At 47.2% G+C, this 24,070-nt stretch carries 16 protein-coding genes; all 16 read right to left on the bottom strand.

Annotated features, from left to right (window positions below; translation table 11 throughout):
* Positions 1-7: 7 nt before the first annotated feature.
* Positions 8-1,153 (bottom strand): aminotransferase class V-fold PLP-dependent enzyme, encoded by a 1,146-nt coding sequence (locus tag ACXPUX_RS05630; RefSeq protein WP_458830678.1) that lies wholly within the window; start codon positions 1,151-1,153, stop codon positions 8-10.
* A gap of 21 nt (positions 1,154-1,174) precedes the next feature.
* Entirely contained in the window at positions 1,175-4,789 is a 3,615-nt protein-coding gene (locus ACXPUX_RS05625; protein WP_458830676.1) for a restriction endonuclease subunit S, read from the bottom strand.
* A gap of 12 nt (positions 4,790-4,801) precedes the next feature.
* A complete protein-coding gene (locus tag ACXPUX_RS05620) occupies positions 4,802-5,689 on the bottom strand; it encodes a DUF4007 family protein (protein ID WP_458830674.1) in 888 nt (295 codons plus the stop codon).
* An 18-nt stretch (positions 5,690-5,707) separates the two neighbouring features.
* On the bottom strand, positions 5,708-7,423 hold the full coding sequence (locus tag ACXPUX_RS05615) for a phosphoadenosine phosphosulfate reductase domain-containing protein (RefSeq protein ID WP_458830673.1): 1,716 nt from the start codon (positions 7,421-7,423) through the stop codon (positions 5,708-5,710).
* A 34-nt stretch (positions 7,424-7,457) separates the two neighbouring features.
* Positions 7,458-8,546 carry a sigma-70 family RNA polymerase sigma factor gene (locus tag ACXPUX_RS05610; protein WP_458830671.1) on the bottom strand — a complete coding sequence of 363 codons (1,089 nt, stop codon included), beginning with the start codon at positions 8,544-8,546 and terminating at the stop codon, positions 7,458-7,460.
* Positions 8,547-8,929: 383 nt separating this feature from the next.
* Positions 8,930-9,457 (bottom strand): hypothetical protein, encoded by a 528-nt coding sequence (locus ACXPUX_RS05605; RefSeq protein WP_458830669.1) that lies wholly within the window; start codon positions 9,455-9,457, stop codon positions 8,930-8,932.
* Positions 9,458-9,574: 117 nt separating this feature from the next.
* Positions 9,575-9,913, bottom strand: coding sequence for a helix-turn-helix domain-containing protein (locus ACXPUX_RS05600; RefSeq protein WP_458830667.1), 339 nt, complete (start codon positions 9,911-9,913; stop codon positions 9,575-9,577).
* Between the two features lie 158 nt (positions 9,914-10,071).
* The gene (locus ACXPUX_RS05595) at positions 10,072-11,457 is read right to left on the bottom strand and encodes a relaxase/mobilization nuclease domain-containing protein (protein WP_458831169.1); all 1,386 of its coding nucleotides are present in this window, start codon (positions 11,455-11,457) and stop codon (positions 10,072-10,074) included.
* Positions 11,458-11,504: 47 nt separating this feature from the next.
* Complete coding sequence (locus tag ACXPUX_RS05590; RefSeq protein WP_458830665.1) at positions 11,505-11,762, bottom strand: hypothetical protein; 258 nt, start codon at positions 11,760-11,762, stop codon at positions 11,505-11,507.
* On the bottom strand, positions 11,755-11,961 hold the full coding sequence (locus ACXPUX_RS05585; RefSeq protein WP_458830663.1) for a hypothetical protein: 207 nt from the start codon (positions 11,959-11,961) through the stop codon (positions 11,755-11,757). The genes ACXPUX_RS05590 and ACXPUX_RS05585 overlap by 8 nt, the downstream gene beginning before the upstream one ends.
* Before the next feature lie 191 nt (positions 11,962-12,152).
* On the bottom strand, positions 12,153-12,485 hold the full coding sequence (locus ACXPUX_RS05580; RefSeq protein ID WP_458830661.1) for a plasmid mobilization protein: 333 nt from the start codon (positions 12,483-12,485) through the stop codon (positions 12,153-12,155).
* Positions 12,482-13,345, bottom strand: a complete 864-nt coding sequence (locus ACXPUX_RS05575) for a hypothetical protein (protein ID WP_458830659.1) — start codon at positions 13,343-13,345, stop codon at positions 12,482-12,484. Before ACXPUX_RS05575 ends, ACXPUX_RS05580 begins: the two co-directional genes overlap by 4 nt.
* A 121-nt stretch (positions 13,346-13,466) precedes the next feature.
* Positions 13,467-15,158 carry a group II intron reverse transcriptase/maturase gene (ltrA, locus tag ACXPUX_RS05570; RefSeq protein ID WP_458828744.1) on the bottom strand — a complete coding sequence of 564 codons (1,692 nt, stop codon included), beginning with the start codon at positions 15,156-15,158 and terminating at the stop codon, positions 13,467-13,469.
* A 589-nt stretch (positions 15,159-15,747) separates the two neighbouring features.
* Complete coding sequence (locus tag ACXPUX_RS05565) at positions 15,748-22,107, bottom strand: DEAD/DEAH box helicase family protein (RefSeq protein WP_458830657.1); 6,360 nt, start codon at positions 22,105-22,107, stop codon at positions 15,748-15,750.
* 86 nt (positions 22,108-22,193) lie between these two features.
* A complete protein-coding gene (locus ACXPUX_RS05560) occupies positions 22,194-23,420 on the bottom strand; it encodes a hypothetical protein (RefSeq protein WP_458830655.1) in 1,227 nt (408 codons plus the stop codon).
* A 149-nt stretch (positions 23,421-23,569) separates the two neighbouring features.
* Positions 23,570-23,962 carry a hypothetical protein gene (locus ACXPUX_RS05555; protein ID WP_458830653.1) on the bottom strand — a complete coding sequence of 131 codons (393 nt, stop codon included), beginning with the start codon at positions 23,960-23,962 and terminating at the stop codon, positions 23,570-23,572.
* Between the last annotated feature and the right edge of the window lie 108 nt (positions 23,963-24,070).

Genomic DNA, 24,070 nt, shown 5'->3' with positions numbered 1-24,070 from the left:
GATCTCCTTAAATGTTTTGATCGATATAATCCAGTGCGTTGGTTAGGGCATTGTAGTCCTCTTCGCTTGTAAAATGTCCAACGCTGAATCGAATGGTTCCAGCCGGATAGGTACTCAAGAACTTATGAGCTAATGGTGCGCATTGCAGTCCTGTCCGAACAGATACACCATGCTCGCTCAACAGACTGCCAGCAATATCACTGCTGATTCCATCGAAAAGACACGACACAATGCCAACATACTGCTGTGCTGAAGCATTGCCTACAATAGTAATAAAATCGTATTGGGACAGGATTTCAAGCAACTTCTTACGATTTTTTTGCTCATGCTCGAAAATATTCTGAATCCCGATTTTCTGATTCCATTGTAAAGCAGCATTTAATCCTGCAATTCCAGCAATATTAGAAGTTCCCATTTCATACTTTTCGGGCAGACTATCCGGCATATCCTGATTTGCCGAATCATAGCCTGTGCCTCCAAAAAGAACCGGGGGAAGATTTATATCTGGCTTCATTATAAAGCCGGATATTCCAGTCGGGCCATAAAGAGTTTTATGCCCTGCAAACACTGCAAAATCGAATGTGTTGCGTCCCACATCACAATCAACAAGTCCTGCTGTCTGCGACATATCCAGCACGGTGTAACTACTGTATGCTTTCGCTAAATCAAAAATTTCTGCGGCGGGAGCAATCAGGCCAATCACATTGCTGGCATGACTTACGACAACAACATCGGGCTTGCAATCATCAAACTTATAGCGAATTTTTTCCAAATCGTATTTCAGATCCGATGTTACAGAGAGCTGGTGAACCTTGATGCGCCCAAGATTTTCAAAGTGATGTAGCGTTCGAGTAACGGCATTATGCTCAAAGGGGCTGATATAAAAGTTTTTCATGCCCATTTCGCACAACCCTTGCAGGATAATGTTCAGGGCAATCGTAGCTGTCGGTGTAAAAATCACCTGCTTTGCAGGGCAGTGTAAAAGATTTTGCAGCCGCGCCCTTGTATCAGCTACAAGTTCACCAGCAGATTTAGCAATACCATAATCACCACGCCCGACATTTCCACCACACTGACGATAGAATTCATTCATAAAGGAATAAACATCGTCAGGCTTTGGAAATGTGGTAGCTGCATTGTCAAAGTATGCCATAACATTTTCTCCTTTGAGGTTTTAGCACAGCTCTCTTAACACGTCCATCAGGATTTGGCGTTTTTCCTGTTCGGAAACTGCCTGTCCCATGCCGCTAATCGCAGACTCGATCGCATTGTACAGCAGCTTTCCGCGCTTGCTCGTTTCCACTTTATCAAAGCGTTTTGTTACCGTACAGCCCGCTTCATCCTCATAAGTCAACTGATAACCATTGATGGCTTCGGCTTCCTTATGGGGGGCTTCCTGACGGAATTTCTCGGCGGTCATTTTATACTGCTTGACGTTTTCCAATGCAGTAGCCTGTGTGTTGGCATCCCAATCGCTCAGATTCAGGTCGGTTGCGAGTTTTGCAAGGTTCAGGGTCAAGATATGCTCACTTGCCTCTTTATTTGCAAGGAATAATTGAAGCATTCTATCGGTTCCGTCCGAAAATAATTGCTCGTGAATAGACGGATCGAGTCGATTCATCCATTCGGTGACTACACTCGGCAAAGATTTTCTGCCTAGAATCGCTTCATCCTGCCCCTCACCGAAGAGCTTCTTGACTTCATCGCAGAATGCGAATTCTAACTGACCAAGCATCTGATCATAGAAGAATTTAATCTCGGAAACAGCGTTCACTGTTTCTGAGCCACATTCTGTTCCTCCAGTGATAAGAGCAGGAAGCCGCTCAAATAGCAAAGTGTGGGTGCCAATGTTTTGCTTGAGCATCCGAATAAATTGACGCTTGAGCTTGTCAATCTGCTGCCCTTTGGGGTCATATTTAGCTTCCTTAGCGTACTTAGGCAGCTCCATATACCACCGATGCATAGCAGCTACAACATAATTGTAGCCAGAGGCAGCTTTTTCAGCATCGACAACGTAATCCTTAAAGACATTTGCAAGGGCATCTACATATTCGTCTTTTTCGTTGTTCCAGTCCAAACACTGCAAAGTGAAATCCTGTGGAGCTGCTTCGATTTGGAGCAAGGTATCGTTGTTCAGCGGAACCTGAGAGAATTTGTCGTAGAGAACGATTTCCTTTTTGTACTCGTGGAATACGGCAGCAACATAGATAGGAACAAGACCCTTCCGCAAACCGATATAGCATTTATCGGTGGTCAAGCGAGCATACAGCTCTGCGAAGCTCATTTTCTGCTCTCGCGCTTCTTGGACAAACTTCTCAATCTCGCCCAGCAGGTTGGCCGTAAGATAATCATGCGGATGCAGATTGATTTTAGGAACACCGTTTTTTGTGTCCAGTATCCCCGTTCGGATCAGCGTACTGCGGAGAATGGAAACTTCCTGTCCAGCACCAGCCAGTCCAAGATTCGGCTCAAGTTCAGAACGCAGTAGTCCAATAACAATTTTGCTCCGGCTGTTTACCGAATTTGCTGTCAGGTGGTTTTTGTTGACTGCCTCGTTGACAATAACCGGGGTCTTGAAATACGTTTTTTCACAGATGGTAGACAAAAGGTCAGTCAAAGCTGCTTTACGGACGATCTGCTTTTCTTCTCCCTTATAAATATAGGTAGCTGCTCTCTTTTCGGGATGAGTATAGTCGCTGATATAGTGGTTGATGATTTCCCGGAGGTCTTCATAAATCACCTCGTACTCATCAAACAGAACTTTATCGGAAACGGCAAGATCTTTCAGTGTCTCGACAGCCTTATACTCTCGAACTGTAAAATCGATGGGAACAAATTTATGCGGGATAACAAAGACACAGTTTGAGCAGTAGGTACTAGTTTTCTTCACTACATCCACAATCTGTGCAATCGAATCCCTGCTGTGCGGAATAATAGCATATACAATGCCATCTGCTTCCGTACCTTGCTGCTTTGTTTTCCAGTTGACATCCTCGGTAACTTCCGATTCATCAATAAAGGTAAAGTCAAAGTACCGTGTGACTTCTTTCTCATCGTTATAGCGGAAAGGATAGATGCAGCTATCAAAGTTTGATGCATTCAGAATCTTTTTCACGACTGCGCTGCCCTGCTGGGATGCAATCGTGTCACGGATTTTAGCTTCAACATCAACGCCGGAACTTTCTTTCAGCTGAAGGAAATCGTTGCTACGCTTGAGGTAAATGACATACTCATCGTCAATAAGATTATTTAATGCCTTTTCAATTTCCGGCACCGAATACTGAATAGAGTAGATTCCAATTAGCTCATCCTTTGTCGGTTTGAGTTTTTCAAACTGCTCCAGCATATAAATCAAGGACAACGTCTTTACTAGTTTTTCCTCTAAAGAATCATCGTCAAGCTGATTTAAGATTGTGCTGGTCAAGAAGTAAATGTCATGGAGTGTTCCGTTTGAAATTTCCTTTTTGAACAGCGGCTCGAAATAATCGTAAATCAAATCGGGCGTAACGACCGAGAACTCGCTATCGTGATACTGCTTCAAGAAGGACGGAAGTGTTGCCTGTCCATTCGCCGACAAAAAAGTAAAAAGCGTCCGCTCATTCTGAGCTACGCGCTCGGACAACCGGGGCAGAATAAACGTAGAAACCGGGTGAAGAGGATAGCAAGCCATTATTGTATGTTCTATACTATCAGACTGCATATCCGAAAAGATCCGATGTGTCTCGTAGCGTTTTGCCAGCGCATTGAATTCTTTTTTATGCTCGGCGCAGAACAGATTCCAGAGCTTTTGATTTTTCTGGATGACTGTTGCAATAATCTCGTAGGTCTGCGTAAAGTTATTGTTCAGGTGGATATGAATGAATCGTTCAGAAACACCACGCCAGCCATCGACCTTCTGCTTGGGCAGTCGGTCGATATAGTTTGCAATCTCCTTATGGGAAATCAGCATCAGGTGCATCTGATTTTTTCCGCTTCTATTGCATTTTTCTGCAAAGTCCTGAAGCATCTTAGTATCGCTTACAGATGCCTCCGAAATGTTTGCTTCCAGATACTTGCTGAACTCATCGTAGATGACATAGATACCCGTGTAGCCATGAGGCTTTAATGCCTGAACAACGCTTTCATATAGCTGCACGACATCAAAGCCTACAAAGGGATTAAACGTACTACCTGCTGTCAGGCTAGGGTAAATACGCTCAAATTCTTCGTAAGCCTTAATGTCATAATCTTCTAAACGAGAAACAAACGAACCGATAGAATCCGTAATCTTATTCTTGAACTGCTGATAGGTATCAGGAAAATCGTTTTTCCAACGTTCAATAACCGACACGGCAGCTTTATAGTTCGTGTCCGGCATAATATTCAGCAGATCATTTTCTTTCAGTGTTTGCTGAAGAGCCAGAAGGAATGCTTGCGTCAGACTTGTATTGCTGCCGGTAATAATAACTGGCAGCAGCTTGTTGTCGCTTGCATAGTAGTTTTGAATCAGACGGTTCAATTTATCGCGCTTCTGAATAGCCGGGAGCAGTTTTTCAAACAAGTCAAGGTCGCGTTTCATCAAGAGCGCAAGAATCGTCAGCACAATATGTGATTTTCCCTTGCCGTAAGCACCAATCAAAACACGCGAACGGTCTGTTGCGGTAGGCAGAGTACTCTGCAAAATATCTTCCATCAACTGGAGTGCAGACTGAGTCGGTATATAGCTCTTTAACTTATCATCAGCATGAAGGTCGTAGGCAATGTTCACAGAATACTGAAAACCTTCTGCGACTGAAATCATTTCACTCATTAAACTTTCCCCTTAATCAATCTTGGAAATGCACTCGTAGTAATTATCCACGCATTCCTCAAAAGAATAATTCTGCTTTAGCTGAATAACATCCAGACCCGCTGTCCGAATAATTTTGACCAGTCCAATTTTTTCTACCTGATGCAGCGCATCCAGCATGGTAATGGCATCAAGATTGAACGTTTTTCCGATGTTGCATTTTGCAGTGAGCAGCTCATTTAATCCAATTTCCATGCGGCCATTCGCCTGATCGCACATAACCGCCATTAACACCCATGGATGAATAGTTTCAGGTGTGGGAACGGCTTTTCGATATGTTTTTTTGTTCTTATCCAGAATATCAATAAGACCCAATTCACCCAGCGGGCAATCAATGTTGTTTTCAGGATTCACTCGCGCAGGATTTGTTTTGTACCGGGGCAAATATGTGTTGAGGATGCAAGCAAAGTCATCCGACATCGATCGAATGGCAACAGTTTCACCTTTCATGGAAACATAGTTCTGCAAGGCCGCAACGAAATCTTCCCGTGTAAATTCGGACATATTGAATTCATTGAAGAAAAAATACCATGCTGTCGCATCTTCTTCGTTCTTCGACAGCATATAATGCAGGAGGTAGAGCGTTCCATACTCCTCCATGTAACGATCATTTTTGAATATTTGGTTTCCAAACCCTGTGAACTTCTGAACGCGGCGTTTATTTAGAAGAGCTTCTTCCGTAAGATTCGTAGCAACTAACCAGTAGCGGAGCGACTTTACCATGTTAGAGCCGATGCCTAATACATCCATTGGATTTTCGTCTTTAGCAACAAAGACATCTGGCTTAGAATGAACCGCTTTCATACCCTTGCTCAGCCATCCCTTTCGGATGAAGAAGGTATCATGTGCTCTAAATTTCATGGCAAATTTCCCGCCTTATCATTTTGTTTTCAAATATTTGTTCATCATGCACCCGCCATCGAGATATTTAGGAGTAACGCACATTTTACAATGAACGCATTTAGCAGGATTGATGTAGTAGTAGTCTCCAATAATCGAGATTGCTCCCGCACGGCATAGCGATTCGCACTTCAAGCACTTGCGGCAAGCATTAAATTTTCGGATTTGGTATCCAACCATTCGTTGCAGATCATCATGGTCAGCAACATTCATTGTCCGAACCTTTACTGCGTGTTCGTATCCATCATGGGTAAAAGGCTGAATGGAAAGAATTGGAACATTCGTTCTAACATCAAGGATTACGGTTTCATTCAGGATTTTCTGCCCATACTCCGGCGCAATACGGCCAAAAGGAACGAACATTCCAATCAGCTCGTCATCATACGGTCGCACAAGACGATAGATTTTCGCGTGGTCCTCGGCTGTGCAATTTGTGAATTTGATTTTCACATCGTTAGCTGTTGCCAGACCATTTCCGCCTTGACGAGCCTTCCATTTGCCAGAATCAACATACTCTTCAGCGTCAGGCTTTCCGATTTTTCTTGCAAACCCAATCAGGAATTCGCGCCATGCCTTTGATTTTTCCGGCATATAGATTCGAGATAGGAACTGTGCGCGCTGATTGTTATTCGGGCAGCACCAGCAGCCGACACGATCATAGCCCAGCCGATAGGCATAGTTGAAGTCGATTTCTTTGCTCAGAATATACAGCCAAATGTCAATGTCTTTCCAGAAGAAGATTGGCGATGCCACAGTCTGCTTTTGAATTTTGACGGATTCGGCATCATCCTCAATACGATTGTACTTGCTACGGCTGACAGACTCTGCCTTGCGAATACCATAGAACGTCAGAATCTGCTCATTGCGAAACAGACTATTCAGCGTCCGGGTAATAGGGCCCGTCTTGAACATCGAGCAGCACCAGCGCATCATTCGTGCCGGTGGTCCAATATCATCACAAACATCCATGAAGTTCTGTTCCTCATTTTTGGCGATCATAAAAATCGCATGGGGATGATTGTGACGATAGCGTTCTGCATATTCGCCCGTGGTCGGAAATTCCAGTGTAGTGTTACCAAAAATATGAACAATACTCGATGTACCCAATGCGTTGATTGTCAAATCGGCCGTAACTGTTGAATCTTTACCACCCGAAAAGGATATCACAAGTCGGTCTTCATCAAACTTTGACGCTGCATTCCGCACAAACCCAGAGGCTTCATCCACGAGGTAGTTGAGCCGGTTTCTATTAGCTTCACAGAATCGCTTGGCATAAATATTAAAGTATTCGTAGGTATTGCTGCCTTTATACTCCTCGATTTTCTTTGATAAGTCGTCTGTATTGGCCTTTTCAAAGAGTTTCGCCGGAAGTGCCACACGCTTTCCATCAATATAGTAGCTGCTGTTCGCCGCCCATACGGATTTTTGGACATATTCGTGCGGCTTCTTCTCAAGCAGCAACTCCAGCAAGAGCCGCTCTTCTGGAAAGACCGGGCGCAAATCAGCCGACATATATTTAGTTTTATGTCCACATAGCGGGCAAGAACCTTTATCCGCTTGCGTAGTCGTATTGATGATGGGTACCTTGCATTCCGGGCACCAATACACTTCAACAGGAATATCTTCTACCGTTTTGCTGCCGCAAATCGGACAGGTTTCATCATTCGTTTCGATGTTGCAATTTTTGCACCACATCTAAATTCTCACTTTCATGTGCAACTGCGCAGAATCAGGAAACCGAATCCTCAAGAATTCTGCGCATCTTTTTAGTGTTAAGTTTACGGAGTGATTTTGCTTCGATTTGCCGAACCCGTTCACGCGTAATAGAATATTTCTGGCCAACTTCCTCAAGAGTTAGAGGTCTGTCATCAAGAAGCCCGTAACGCAAAATTATAACATCCATTTCTCTCGGAGTTAAGATTTTCAAGGCATCATATAGAGTTTTTCTTCTTTCACTCTGTGCCAAATCATCGGTTATTCGTTCCAAAGTGGATGTGTCTACTGGTTCTTTCTCTTCTTCTGCAAGTTCTGAGAGTGAAAGCTCACACAGCGACATTCCAATCATCATCAGGATGTCAGCATCCGATATATCTGCGAATTTTTTCTTTAACTTGTTTTTTTCGTATTTACAGCGTGGCAGTTCATCACATCCGACGCACCCATCTTCCTTTAACATGAGAAAAACAGGTGCCCAGCGTTCTTTAACATGAACAGGATAGTACAGTTCCCTGCAGGGCAAAGGCATTTCGCGGTTTATCACCTGCATGATGTAGTAAGAGATAAACGAACCAATTGGCCCATCAGTATCTGGATCGTACTTATCAACTGCGGTCACTAATCCTATACAGGCAAGTGAAAACGCATCTTCAAACTGGAGCCCATATCTCTCTGTATAGGAGACTGCTACTCGCACCGCAAAACGAAGGTGCATCTCTATGACCCTTTGGCGTGCGTACTTGTTTCCCTCTACAACTTGATATTTCAGCGTATCAAATTCGCCACGCTGCGGAGGAAGGATTGATCTAATAGAATTTATAATATCCTCAGATTCTGGAGAAGCATCGATTGCTTTTTGATAAATCTCCTCATAATCCGTTTGTGCATAGTCGAAAATTTCCGCTGCACTCGTATTAACAGAATCTTTTACGACAGGAGCCTCATCATAAACAAGAATCCCCTTTGCCATTAAAGTAGACGAGAGCCAATCGACATCCGTGAAAGATAAGTCTGCACCTTCGTCTAAGATGTCGTCTGTTAAAACATATCCTTGTTTGTTGGCCAGAAAAATCAAATTGCTAAGGGCAGTATCTCTAATCATTACATTATCCAGTCTGTCGTATCCATACCGAGCGAATTATCCAAAATATTACTACTTGACATTCTCTATGAGCTGCAATGTTCGACAGATGCCATGTCCACTTGTGTACTCACAAATTTTCTCAGTAAGTCTTTGTTGTCAATTCGTTAATATTGTACACTTTTCTTTATATAAAATCAATGCGGTGTTGCTACAAATCTTTAGCACCTCATGCTTCGGTAAAATAAAGTGATTGCGGACTGAAGGGACGCATAGAGGACGCAAGCAGTGCATTCGTCTATACAAATGCCTATTTTGCGCTGCAAAATGCTTGTTGGGGACACCCCAAACCCTTTCACTCTGCACCGTTCCGATGCAGGCTGCGCATTCCTGCGGAACGCTTTTTATCCGGTGATGCTCTCCGGGTCATCGAGGACTTGCATCAGATGGGATGCCGCTTCATCTAAATATTCGTATTTATCTTTTTCTGGAATAGCCGATTTCATAAGCGGAACATCCCACTCCTGCATACATTCAGCAAGCTGCTGTTGTACGTGCTGTGCAGCCGCCTTTCGCACCTCTGGGGTGACATCCGAATCCAGAACGTAAGCAACCGTAAACTTGCCGCTGCAATCTTCAGTAAGCTGCACCATCGAATCATGTTCTTCCCAGAAGTAACAGAACCAGACGCGGCCACCGATACCCTCCATGCCGGAGCGCAATTCTTCCTCATCGCTCCACTGCGGAACGGCAGTAAGAACGTCCTGCAAGTCGGTGTAGGCTTGCTGCTCTGCCGGGGTCACTTTTTTGCAGCGGTATTCGTGTTCAATGTTCCGCTGCCAGTACAGAGCCAGCTTGCCTTGCTTGGCACGGTCGATTTCATCGTTGATGTCGGAAAGGATACTGTATCGCGGTTCTCGCATCTTGTTCACCTCGAAATCAATTCTTCGGGAATGAATACATCCCATAAGAAACATTATAGCCTAAAGAATTGCAAAAGAAAAGCGCACCAGCCAAAATTAAGCTGGTGCGCCAGAGTTGCCGCAGGATTATTCTTCTTTGGTGAGGTAAGGCAGATTGGTGATATAGGTGTCCAGAAGGTCAAGTGCCACTTTCTTCTGCATAGGGGTCAGTCCTTCAAGCCGCTTGCTGATTTCATCTTCGGTCACATGAGATGCACTTGGAACCAGATCGCACAAAAGTTCGTCTGCTGAAATATTCAGGGCATTCAAGATTTTGACAATGGTTGCAAGCCCCGGTTCCTTTAGTCCTCGCTCCACCATCCCGATATAGTTGGCAGAAAGGTCTGCTTTTTCTGCTACTTGCTCCAACGTCAAATGATGTTTCAAACGCTGTTCCCGTAATCGCTGTCCAAATAATTCTTTCATAGAGCAACCTCATCCTATCGAGTTGTTTACACTCTTTAGAATACCTGTTGCCGTTCCTTGTATACACAATCGAAAGAAACAGTGCATCACCATAGGGATTATAAGACAAAAAAAGACTGCCGGGAACCGACACGATCGTCAGCTCCGGCAGTCCAGCATTAACGCACCTGTTCTGTTCCGTGCGTCTGCTTTTCTTCTGCAAAGAACCGTTCCACATTTTTCTGTGCGCGAACCAGTTCCTGCATTTCTTCTTTGGCTTTGCGATACTCCGGGTACGCTGCTTTCTTTTGGGAGAGCAGTTCGGAATATTCTACGTTCAAATCTTTTACCTTGGGCAACTTTTTTAAGTCCGCTTCGTCAAAGGCGGCTTTCGCAGCCTTGTGGAGTTCGATCTCTTCCCGGTGTGCTTCCAGAAACTTTTTGCTGTATCCGGCCTTGCGATAGGCGGCGTACACATCGCGGGTCTTTGCGTAATTGACGATGTGTGCCCGCAGGACAGCGATTTCCCCCATGCGCTTCTCTGCCGCTTTGATGGAATCGCCCAGCGTGTGATACCGTTCTGTTGCCGCCGCTGCACGTTCCCGAAGTTCGGCCGCACTGTCAATTTTCTTTTCCTGCAAGTAGAGCAGTGTCTTGGACATTTCTTTCAAGTTGAACTTTGTTGCCCATTTTTTATATCCACTGGTTTTGCCTTCGGCCATTTTCGCAGGAATGTCCATCAGCAGACCGAACTTCTTTTCAGGCAAGGGCTGTTTAGGATGTAGCTGGTGTTCAGCTTTGCCATCCAGCACCGCTCTGATTTCTTCCTCGGTGTATCCGGCTCCCAATGTGCGAAATCGGATAAATCGCCGCTGCCCTTTGCCTTTCACTGAAGGATGTTTGACGCGCTTGACCTCATATCCCTGCTGTTCCAACGAATCCAGAAACGCAGCAAAATCTTTGGGCTTGTCGTGCAGCAGAATGTTGTCGATCACTGCACAGAGCTTGTCGCGGTTGCTCTCTTTGGGTGGGTAGAGGATGCGCTTCTGCCGCTCCCGGTAAGGCTTTTTCTGGATAATAGAAAGCTGATGCTCCAGACAAATCAGGTCACTTAACCGTTGGACAGCCAGTGCAGAGAAAAAGAAATCCCGGAATTTCCGTGTGCCATCCAGCACAGTCGAATTATAAATAATATGATTGTGGATGTGCGCCCGGTCAGTGTGAGTTGCAACAATAAAGGCGTGTTTGCCTTTTAAAAAACGCTCAGCAAATTCGTAGCCAATGCGGTTGGCTTCTTCAGGTGTCACTTCTCCCGGTCTGAAAGACTGCCGCACTTGATAGGCGATCACATCACTTTTCTGCCTGCGCCCGGTGGTCTGCTCATAAAGCCGTTTTGTCAGCATAAATTCTTCGTCCACTGTCAAAGGGCTGCACTGGTAGCTGCTGACAAGTTCGCCCTGTTCAGTCTTGTCCGGGTTCTGGATATAACTGGTGTGGTCATGCAGACAGGCGGCAATGGATTTTCCTTTATTTTTGCGCATAGCGATCAAACGTGTTGCAGCCAATTCCATCACCCCCTTTAAAAGAAAAATGCCGCACAACGGCGGCACTCTTACTTGAAAAATCTCTCATAATCGGCGGCTCCGGCAAGGTACATGGTCTCCAGCCGAATATCTTCTAATTCATTGCAGACAGAATCCAGATTGAGATAGCGTTTCCATGCTTCTTCGCTGATAAGGGAGCGCAAAGCGCTTTCCGCTGCGATTTTCTTCTGAATCAGCGCATGGTACAGTTTGTCGTCTGCAAGCTGTTCGTTCAGAATGTCTTTCGGATTATTCCGATAGTAGTCGGTCATTATTTCTTTATTCATTCGTACCTCCTAATCCGGCCAGCCAGCCGCTGAACCGTTCTGCAGCTTCCACAATGGCAGTTCCGGCAAAGACCAGAACAAAGCATCCGAACTCTGCCGCCAGTAGGATCAGGAACTGCATCCACTCATGGCAGTACAAAGTATACAGACCGCAGCCGAAGATATAGAGCATCGGCAGCGCAAGAACAAAAGCTGACAAGTTGAGCGTCCATTTCAGCATCAGAGCCATAAAAGCCGCAAACAGGTAGATTGGGAAAAGTATGATTCTAAATACGAGCCTCATCAGTAGCACCGCCTTTCTGTTTCTGGCCTTAATATACAGGAGCATAGGCACCGTGTCAACGATGCCGATACATTATGTAACCCCACAGCAATGCCGTGGGGTAAAAATCAGAGGTCAGCCAATCGAGAAAGAATCTGCTTGCCAATGTCGATTAGCTCGTCCAACCGGGTGCGCAAATCCTCTACGTCAGCAGCGTAAACCTGACCGCACTCGTTGGCGCGTTTGGCATATTGGTTCAAGTTCGTACTGCACATTTGCAAGAGGTAGGCCATACGGCGCAATTCCTGCAAATCAAGATGCAGGCAATAGCCATCCAGAGCCATTTTACGGATATATGCGCTTAGACTACGGATGCCCATGCTCAACATCTTTTCATAAATGCGGCTTTTTTCTGATTTTGTGATGCGCAGGATAAGAATTTCATCTCGTTTTTCCCTCATCGTGCATCACCATCCTTGTCCAGAAAACTTTTTAACGGCTTAACGGTTTCTGTCTTGTCCGCCTTTTCTTCCAGAGCTGCCAGCACCGAGGGGCGGCGAGGTTCGTCCTCCTGTTCTTCCTCATCCTGTTCCGGTTCGTGACCTTTTTCATCCATATCCAACTGTGCGTTCAGCTCCGCAAGGCGAGCCGACTTTTCAGCCAGTTCTTCTTCCTGTGGGAATGGCTTTTCCACTTCGATTTGCGCCGCTTCTTGCTGTTGTTTCAGGGTAGCCAGTTCGTTTTCGGCAGAAGTGATTCGTTCCGGGAAATTGTTCAGCGAATTATCCAGCCGGATGATGCAGCCAAGAGGGTCTTTGCCCAGTGCTACCGGGTATTTCCGCTGGCCTTTCAAAAGAGCCTGATACTCGCTGTGATAGGTGTCGAAGCGCAGGGACAGTTCAAAGCCACGGTAGCTGCCGATCACTTTTTCCTCACTGTTGGGCAGTTCGGAGCAAGCGAGGAGAAGGCGTTCGCCAGCAGTTTTTTTCTCATCGTAGGTCACGCCCTTGATGATAATACCGCAGAAGCCCTCCTTTTCCTGCGGATGGGCGGCGGCAACTTCTGCATCCGCTTTCACTCTAGCTAGATAGGCGTTCGTTTCCTGAATGTCAGCCGGGAATTTTGTGAGCAGCTTATCTTCCAGACGGAACTTCTGGCTTTGGTGGTCGGCTTTCAGCACTTTCAGTTTCGCCACCTGCACATCCAAATCCATCTTTTCCTTGATGAGCGGATTTCCAGCACACAATGCCTTGATCTCTGCATAGGACAAAGCCTGTTCGTCCACATCATCGCAAGAGCGTACCGGGGATTTTGAAGTCATAATTTGGCTGATAAATCGCTGCTTATTCTCCAAGGTCTGATCGGGTAAGAGGATGGCATTACTGCCAGCCCCTCCCCTAAGAACCGTACGTGAGAGTTTCCCCTCATACGGCTCAAGCCTTTCATAAAGCTCCCATCAGGGAACCCGGCTCAACAAAACAAGAATCGTTTTTGTGCAATACGGCACGGCATTCGGGATGCACCATTTCCAGCCATGGCGACTTCCCGCTTCGGAACACCTTATGAACCTTGAAACTCGTTTCCGAGGTAATAGGCTCATTGCATACTGGGCAACAGCGGTGTTGATTTCTCCATACTTTCAGGAGTTTTTCGCGTCCGTTAGTGCTGTTCAACATTTTCTCACCATCGCGCTCTTCATAATAACCGTTCCATCGCTCATCGAAGGGATTTGCGTTAGAGACGATTTTCTTAAAGCGGATGATTTTGGTGTCCGTTGCATATTCAAGAGCAAAGTAGGATTGCTCACCGTTCTTCTTGGTGCGTTCCTCTGCGGCAAAAGTCCAGTTTCGGGTTCCGATGCGATGCCAGTATTTCGCTGCTATCCACCGTCTGCCTTTGTTCTTATGCCTGCGCTTTGCCCACTGCCAAAGACAATTGTAAATCTGATAGTCGATTTTGCTGAATGTTTCAGCGGATACAACAAATCGCTGGTTATTGACCCATCCACGGATAACCGGGTTGAGCTGGCGAATCAGGAAATCCTGCTTTGCCGATTTGTTGCTCTTGACGATTTCACGCACCTTTTTCAGCAGAGAGCCGACCGACTGCTTCGAGGGCTTGATTAGAAGTTTTCCGTTATACTTACGGATGTTCTTGCCCAAGAAGTCAAATCCATCATCAATGTGAGTGATGACCGTCTTTTCTTCAGATAACTGCAACCCACGTTCCGTCATGAAATCTCTGATAATAGGGAGCACTTCTTCACGCAGAAATTCCGGGCTTTCTCCGGTTACGATAAAGTCGTCAGCATAGCGCACGAAGTTCATCTTATTAAAATGAGTTTTACCATTGACCTTTTTGCGGGTCGGCAGTCGTTCCTTTAAGAGCCGTTCCAGTCCATCCAGCGTCATATTCATCAGAGTAGGCGAGATGGCTCCACCTTGCGGTGTGCCTTCCTCAGTGGGGAAAAGTTGCTTTGTATCAACGTATCCACACTTTAACCACTTCTGTAAAACCTGCGTATCCATCGGGATATTCTCCATGAGCCATTCATGGCTGATGTGGTCGAAGCATCCCTTGATGTCACCTTCAAGAATCCACTGAGGAGACTTGCCCTTGTTCAGGTCGGTGAAACACTGCTCGATTGCATCGTGTGTGCTTCTTCCGATTCGGAATCCGTAGGAGTTGAGGTCACCGTAGGTTTCAGCAAGCGGTTCCAATGCAAACTTGTGTAGGGTCTGCATGGCACGGTCTGTCATTGTCGGAATGCTCAGAGGCCGCAGTTTGCCGTTTTTCTTCGGAATATAAACACGTTTCAGGGGCTGAGGACGGTATCCTCTCCGTTTCAGTTTACTGATTGCCTTGAATTTTGCCTCAGGAGTTAGCCACAATTCATGGTCAACTCCAGCCGTATTTTTACCATGATTGCTTGTTACCCGCTTCACTGCCAAGGCTTTGGCGTAAAACGAGTGAGTTAACAGCCATTGCAGCGTTTTTACCTTGCTGTAATGATCTTCTTGTTGAGCCTTTACGATACGCATTTGCAGCTTTTTAACATAAGCACGAGCCTTGTTCCAGTCGATGCTGTCCCAATTTCCCGCTCTGCAAGTCGGTGCACACGATTTCTCGTTCATTTGCAATTCCTCCTTTTTGAAAAGTTCTGTAAATTCTCTCGTAAAGAAAGACCATAGATGGAAGTCTGCCTGCTTTCGCACGAGGTGATGTTGCAACCTCTATCCGTTCCCATTACAGGGTCGGCATTCGCTTTTTCCATCTTTCTTCTACCCGCATTTCATAAAGTCCCCTTACGGTTTCCGTCCGATTGCTCGGAGAAATACGGGCTTACCACGTTCCACTTATTCAACAGTATGGGTTAGGCTTCGCCTCTCCGCCGACAGCTTTGTGTCCATGTATCCCCACTGTACAGGGGGATAGCCAGCTGCGTTACCATTTTGGTTCAGGCTTGTCAGCAACTTTAGCCTGTTCAGCTTTAACGACGTTTATCAGCGATTCACATTACATTAACCATACCATACAAGTCAGGCTCCCCGACCGCATCGTTGCTTGCAGTCTATTGCTTTCGCCTTGCGGTTTCTGCTTGAACCCTTTCGGGTGGGGCTACCCTTGTCCTGTCACGCTTCCTCACAGCCGTTACCAGCTGCTTTGTTGACAGTAGACTACTGCTAATGGAATAACAGGTCTGGTCATTGCCAGACAGTTGAATTAAGCGACTTCGTGTCGCACATACAAGTACGAGTCAAATGTCCCTTCCGTGACGTAATTGAACACCTTGACTTCCTTATTCATGTTGCCCTGCCGGATGATTCGCCCGTTGCGCTGGGTCATGTCGCTGGGCTTCCAGCCGACATCCAAGTGATGCACCGCCGCAAGCCGCTGTTGGACGTTCGTTCCGGCTCCCATTTTTGCGGTGCTGCCGAGCAGAATCCGCACATCGCCGGAGCGCACTTTGGAGAACAATGCGGCCTTTTTTGCTTCGGTGTCGGCATTGTGGATGAACTCAACTTCACTTTCCGGCACCCCGGCGGCGACCAATTTCTTGCGAATATCATCGTAGACATTAAAGTTGCCATCGTTCTTTGGTGTCGAGAGGTCGCAGAACAGAAGCTGCGTCAGCTTTTGCTCCTTGCCATCCGCCCAGATTTGCAGCACGTTCCGAACACAGGTGTTCAGCTTGCTGTTGGGGTCGTCCGGCAGGATGGGGTTCATCAGGCGAACATCCAGACCAATCTTTCGGCCATCGTTGGTGACGCACAGCATATTGTCCTCGGACGCATCCACCGCGCCGGAGTGGATTTTCGCAGCGCGTCTGCTCAGCTCCTGCACCATTTCTTTCTGAATCTCGGACGGTTTCGCTACCACGGTTTCAAACTTTGCATCCGGCACAGGCAGATGAAGCTGATCGCTGGTTTTAATGTCGGCAACCTCTTTGAACATCGACATCAGTTCCGGGAGGTTGAAAAACTTCGCAAATCGGGTGCGCGCACGATAGCCCGTACCCTCCGGGGCAAGTTCAATGGCGGTGGTGGTTTCACCAAAAGTAGATGCCCAGCAGTCGAAGTGTGTCAGCCCTTTTTGCTGGAGTGTGCCATATTGCAGATAGCGCATGACCGTGTACAGCTCCGACATGGAGTTGCTCACGGGCGTTCCAGTAGCAAACACCACGCCGCGCCCGCCTGTGATCTCATCCAAGTAGCGGCACTTTCCGAACATATCGCTCGATTTTTGCGCTTCACTTGTAGACAAACCAGCGACATTGCGCATTTTTGTCGTGAGGAAAAGGTTCTTGTAAAAATGGCTCTCATCCACAAAAAGCCTATCCACGCCCAACTGCTCAAAGGTGATAACATCGTCCTTTCTCGCATCGGAGCGTAGCTTTTCCAGCTTGGTTTCCAGCGTTTTGCGTGTCTTTTCCATCTGCTTGATGCTGAAATTTTCGCCAGCAGTGGCTTTCAGTTCGTTGATGGCGGCAAGCGTTTCATCAATCTGCTCCTGAATAATGCGTTCTTGACGCTCATAGGACAACGGGATGCGCTCAAACTGTGAATGACCGATGATGACCGCATCGTAGTCCCCAGTCGCAATTCTAGCACAGAATTTTTTGCGGTTGGCGGTTTCAAAGTCCTTTTTTCGAGCCACCAGCAGCTTGGCATTGGGGTATAGGTGCAAAAACTCTGCCGCCCATTGCTCCGTCAGATGATTTGGCACCACAAAAAGACTTTTCTGACACAGCCCCAGCCGTTTGGCTTCCATTGCGGATGCTGCCATCTCAAACGTCTTTCCGGCTCCCACTTCGTGTGCAAGCAACGTATTACCGCCATAAAGCACATGAGCGATGGCGTTACGCTGGTGTTCCCGGAGCGAAATTTCCGGGTTCATACCGACAAAGTGGATGTGGGAACCATCGTATTCGCGCGGTCTGTTGCTGTTGAACAGTTCGTTGTACTGCTTCACCAGTGCAATGCGCCGCTGGGGGTCTTGCCAGATCCAGTTGGCGAAAGCGTCTTTGATTACCTGCTGTTTCTGCTGCGCCAGCATGGTGTCCGTTTTGTTCAGGACGCGCTTCGGTCTGCCTTCTTCATCTTCAATGGCATCATAGATGCGCACATCTTTCAAGTTGAGCGTATCTTCCAGAATCTTGTAGGCATTGGCGCGGGATGTGCCATAGGTTTCGGTGGAGGTAATGTCGACTCTGCCCATAGCCGACTTGCCCTCAATGCGCCATTCTGCGGTATAGGGAGAATATCTCACTTTAACTGCATGACGCAGATAGTAGGGAATCTGGAAGGTTTCTGCCATAAACTTTTGGATGATCTCCGGCGCAAGCCATGTTGCACCCAGCCGCACATCAATTTCAGACGCTTCAAGGTCTTTCGGCTGCGCCTTTTCCAATGCGGTGACGTTGACTGCAAACTCCGGGTTGGTTTCAGCAGCAAGCTGTGCTATGCGCAGTTTTGCCCGGACATTGCCGGACAAGTATTCATCCGCCATTTGCCAGCCTGCTTCCGGGTCGGTGGGGTCTGCGCCGGGGTCTTTGAAGATGACGCCCGACAATTCACTGGTAATGCGCTCATAGTCACCGGGAGTACCGAGCAACTCTGCCATATAGGGCAAGTCCACCCGGCCATGTTCTCCGATGGAAACCGCCAGAGCTTCCGTGGGCGTGTCCACGTTGGTGACGGTGTGTTCCGGGCGGATGGTGCGTTTTGTGAACATTGCCGCTTTGGATTTGAGCTGACCCTGCTCATCCAGATTTTCCAGAGAACACAGCAGATAGTAAGAGGAATCCTGCTCAAATAATCTGCCGTTCTTACGGTCATTCAGCAGACCGTACTTTGCGGAAAAGGCATCGTAGGCGGTGTTCAAACGCTCCTGTGTTGCCTTGATATCCTCGTCCGGGTAGTCGTTCAACTGCTGGTCGATAAGTTCGTTGACAATCTGCCGCAGCTCCACCATCCCGGTCACACGGCCTTTGTCAGTGTCAGAAAGCTCCACCTGTGTCATGACCGAATTTTCCCGGTAGTACACCTCACCGTCTACCACCGTATAGGAGAAATTCTTCACATCCGGGTCAGCCGGAAGAATGTGCTTTTCATTTTCAGCATCCGCAATATCTGGTGTTTCCACCTCAACTTCAGCGTACTGTCCCTCAATATGCTGGATTGCTTCGGCAAGCTGGTCGGCCAGCACTGCGCCCTCGATGGGGCGCACGGTGCATTCCTCACGGCCATACTGGGTGCTTTCAGAAGTCAGCTCACCCAGCACCATCTCCGGGTGGTCTACAAAATACTGGTTGATGGCAAAGCCATCTTCCGTTTTGCCGAGCTGTACCCAGTCTGGCTCATGGTCGATAGGGCGGTCACGCTTTTGCAGAAAAATAATATCGCTGACAACTTCTGTTCCAGCATTTGCCTTGAACGCATTGTTCGGCAAACGGATAGCTCCCAGTAAATCAGCGCGTTCTGCAATGTGCTTGCGGGCAGAGCTGTCTTTACTGTCCAGCGTGTAACGGCTAGTGACAAAGGCCACAATGCCGCCCGGACGCACTTGGTCGAGGGCTTTGGCAAAGAAATAGTTGTGGATGCTGAAACCTAATTTGTTGTACGCCTTGTCGTTGACTTTATACTGGCCAAAAGGTACGTTACCGACAGTCAGATCGTAAAAGTCATGCCTGTCGGTAGTTTCAAATCCGGCCACTTTAATGCTGGCTTCTGGGTAGAGTTTTTGCGCAATGCGGCCTGTGATGCTGTCCAGTTCCACACCGTACAGGCGGCTATCCTGCATGGTGTCCGGCAGCATACCAAAAAAGTTGCCAACGCCCATGCTCGGCTCCAAAATATTGCCGCTGCGGAAGCCCATGCGCTCCACAGCATCATAGATGGCACGAATCACGGTGGGGCTGGTGTAGTGGGCGTTCAGGACGGAGCCACGGGCGGCGGCGTACTCATCTTCGGAGAGCAGTCCTTTCAGTTCGGCGTACTCTTTTGCCCAGTTGCCCTTGTCCGGGTCAAAGGCATCCGGCAGACCGCCCCAGCCGACATACTGTGATAGAATTTCCTGCTCTTCGATGGTGGCTCCACGGTGTTCCTGCTCCAACTGGAACAGGGTGCGGATAGCTGCAATGTTCCGGGCGTATTTCTGTTTTGCACCGCCCTCGCCCAGATGATCGTCCGTAATGCGGAAATTTCCAGCAGCTTCCGGCACAGGTTCGGCATTCAGGGCTTCGTCTGCGGCGGCTGCATCCGGGAATGTCTGCCATTCGCCGTTGACCTCCACAGAAATAGGCAGCTTGTCCAGTGATTCATCAGACGTAGGCTCATCCCGTCGCAGACTGTCCTCGAACTGCTGTTTGTTCAACACCTCGTTGCTCCACGAATAGCCCTGCGCACTGGTGTCGATGCGCACATCGGTTTCACCAACATAGCCGACCTTTCCCTCGATGGTTCGGGTAGGCAGTTCAACAACGACATCATCCCCGACCTTATAATCGACTGCTTTTTCGGGAGCGGTATCAAGAGCTTCGTCTTGCTGTTCGTACAATTCCCGGACAACAGACAGCGGTTCTTCCCGAAAAATCGGCACCCGCATATCGGCCAGTGCCATATCCTGCAAAGAAACTTTGCCCTTATCAAAGTCCACCCTATCAATCCGAAATTCACGGCTATCCATATTGATAACGGAGCCGATGGGAAGGTAATCCTCTTTGCGCAGGTGCTTGGTTTGATGGTGAGTGCCGTTCTCGTTTAACCCGGCAAGGTAAACATCGTTGCCCGCAGACCACAATTCTTTTGACCTTCTTGTCCATAAGCGAGGAGAAAAGCCTGTGACCTGAACTTCGCCCAGCGCGGTGTCTCTCATGAACAAAGCACTGTTGATGATTTTGGCAACTTTAGCGGCATCTTCTCCATAGAACATAAAATTGCCACCTGCTTCAAATCCAACGAGAGTGTCCGGGTACTGTTCCTTTAATGCCGTGTATTCGGCAGCACTGGCGGCGTTCAGCTCAAGGGGGAAGTCAATGGTTCTTTTCTCTTTATCCGACAGATAGCGGTCAGACTGAATCATCAGGTCGATATATTTTTCGACCTGATTCCAGCGGAGAAGCACTTTCTGATGTTCTGGATAGTGTTCAAACGTCAGCCCCTTGCTGTCATGATCGAGCCAGCCACTGCTTCCGTCCAGATAGGTGTGCGAGGAACCGCCGGGGCCATGCGGTGCATATTCTTTCGCAAGTGCTTTTGCCCGAAGGCTTCGGTCAGGCTGCAACTGATAAATTTTCCAAATCCGAAGTTTGCTGTTCTCAAAGTTGGAACCTCTCCGCAGAGCGTTTTCAATGTCAGCCTGTGATAAAGAGAAAGCGGAGGGCGATTTTTCGCTCTCCGCTTGGTCGATGGATTCAATTTGTTCCGCTTCGGTAGGAATGCGGGTGTCGAAGAAACTTAGCTGTAGATCAGCTCGTTCATCACCAGTTCCTCGGCCTGTGCTTTCAGACTGTTCATGTGCTGCACCCACTCCATCTGATGCTGCTCCTTGTTCGGAGCCGGGTTCTTCATCAGCAGTTCCTGCATGGTCTGCCGCATCCGGCTCTCTGCGGTCTGCTCCACTTCCAACAGGTGTGGATGCAGAGTCCCCGACAGGAGCATCGAGTTGTACAGCACCGGGCGATGCTGCATCAGGTAAGTCCGGCGCAGTCGCCCGTACTTGCCCAGTGCTTTTTCCTGCTGGGGCAGGGTCAGGTTCGGGAGCTGGTAGTCCCCGATGGTCGAGTAGGTCAAGTTCCTGCTGTTCATATTCATTTTGGCTCCTTTCTACGTTGCGGCGGCGGATGGTCGTCTTTACGGTTCGTTCGATGTTGCGCAGCACATCCCGGCTGCACTCGCTGACTGCGGTGCCCAGCGCATACACGGCGGCAGGAGTGGAAAAGGAGAAGATGGCCTGAAAATCGTCCCGGTCAAAATGTCCCTCCGGCTCAAAGCCGCAGCGTTCGAGGACGGCATAGGTGATGCTGATTGCGGCGGCACTTTTGAACTGGAACTCCTGTCCGGCTTCATCATACCCCATCAGGAGAGAACCGTCAACGATGTCGAGAATGTCACCGCTGTTATTATCCCAGTAGGAATCCACCAGTCTGCCGCAGATGTCCGCGATTTGCTGGGTGATTCGTTCATGTCGGATACCGTATTCTCTGGCAAGCATTTCCGACACAGGCTGAACCAGATCGGGGCCGAGTTGCCACACCTCCGGGTCACGCGAATTGCGGCGCACCCCGGTGTCCGATACATCGAAAACATAGTGCAGGCGCGGCACACTGCTGGACTGGTCTAACAGGGCGATGCCCTTGGAACCTCTGCGCACATAGCGGTTCATACGGTTATTCCAAATGTCGAAGCTGGCACAGGCGGTGGCATCGGGACGCTGGGCGTAGATCATGAGCTGGTCTGCATAGCTGTACTTGTACAGCCGGGATGCAGTGGTCAGGTAGTCCGTCCAATTTTCCCAATATCGGGTCAGTTCTTTTGCCGTTTGCTGGGCAAGGTTCAGGTATTCTTGTGTTTTATTTGGCATTGCGTTCCTCCTTCCGATTTCAAAATATAAAAAGAGCGGGCAGCTATTGGAGCTGTCCGCAAATGCGTCAAATGTGAGATTAAGAATTATGGAAGATAGTATGTATTGATTACTCTGCGCAGTGAACGTTCAAAGTCAGAATCTTTAACTTTTTGTGAAAAGGAATTATTTTCATCTCGATTAAAATTCGTTAGGACCCTCCAATGTTCTTTTTCTGGAGAATCGGGTCGCATTCCTGTGATTTTGAAAAGAGGAGTCAATTCATTGGATAGTTCTCTCTTTTCCAGCTTTTTGTCTAGGACATACATTCGAAATCGAGATCCAGCCAACTCTGAAGTCTTCCAAGCATCTCTAAAGTCAGAAAACATCAGTTGATCCAGTGAACTCGAATATACCACAATTGCCGTTATTTTGTTATAGACATCCGGCCGAAGAGGTTCCTTAAACGGGAGATTCAGCCCGATGTCCCGATGCGTTAATATTCCATTTAGTTCATTTGTAAGTAACGACCACGGCTCCAGAAAACTTGCAGATGGGAAATCACTATAAGACCAATTTATATATAAAATGTTATATTGATTTTCTTTTGGCGTATCGAATTTTGAAGCAGCACTATTAAGGAACGAAACCAATTTTGTAACACGGGGAAGTAGACATTTCATGTTATTCAAACCGCATAAATGCTGTACTTTTTTTCTTCCTTCATCTGATAATAAGATTGTTGGGAGTGCCACTCTCTGCTTTGGATTTTTTAGAATTGGAAATCTTGGTGTTTTCACTTCTACATTGACCTGAATCTTTTGTGAAACACCATTGATTGAGGGCAAAACATATTCAAACCGTGCCTCTGGGTTCGCTCCGTGTATACCAACTGGCGGTTCATAAATATATGTACTCCAATCTATCCGACAGTAAAAACACAAAATTTCAATTTCTGAAAGGGCTTGAAAAAAGGCATCCGCACTATAATTGTTTTTTCCTGCCGATAGCTGATTGACAACAAAATTACGAATCTCATCACTTCCAAATCGCTGTTCTAGCACTGCTAGTTTCGTAGAGAGATTGGCAATAAAGTTGTCCGAAAACTGTCGAAAATCTATTTTTCCATTCGGAGATAACGGAGTAAAAACATCCATGGTTGTGTTTGAAACAAACTGATATTCCCAGTCAAATTTGTTTAGACGATGTTCAAGCGCCATAATTAGGAAATGATTGTTTGAAAAATTATCAAACCACCCTCTTGTCCATGCTCTTTCCATAAATCCAAATGGATCAAAACTATCAAATGGGAATGGTCCATCACTTCTTTTCATATACAAACCTCCTACAACACTAAAAACATGAGATGTGATGCTTGATCTATGTTATGTATCCGTTTAGCAGTCTCCATGAAATCAAGCAAATCAGCGGCAAAAAGCGAGCGGCCATTTTCAGGTCACTCGCTTATGGAATCTAAGGTACTTTATTCGTATTTTGCAGCAAATTTTTCTGCCATCTCCAGCAGACGGTCAAACGTCTGCTTCTCCTCCGGCTGCTCAATCAGTTTTGCAAGCAGGGCGCGGAATACATCGGTGCTGTCCCGCCCCAGTGTTGCTGCGACATTGTCGATGCAGTTTTGCAGTTTTTTGACGGCATCATCGGACGGTTTGGATTTTGCAAGTAAGTCCGAAAGATAGCTGATGAACGGATAGGTAGAATCATCATTGAGGATTTCGTTGGTTTCTTTCTCGATCTCCTGGTTTTCTTCAGGAGAAATCTCGCCTTTTTCATTCAGAATCTCACGAGAAGATGTGCGACCTTTCAGAAAGGTAGCAAAAAGCAGGCGGTCAAGGGGAGAACGCTTGGTAGTATCCATTGGCTATCCTCACTTTCTGTTTTGAATCTTAATCGATAAAGTAACATTAGTATAACATGAATCCGATAGTGCTATCAAGACCACATCTTTTAGGGTTAATATTTTTTC

Source organism: Faecalibacterium sp. PGM34 (assembly GCF_054456555.1).
The sequence above is the reverse complement of the archived record's forward strand: the minus strand, read 5'-3'. Positions and strand labels throughout refer to the sequence as shown.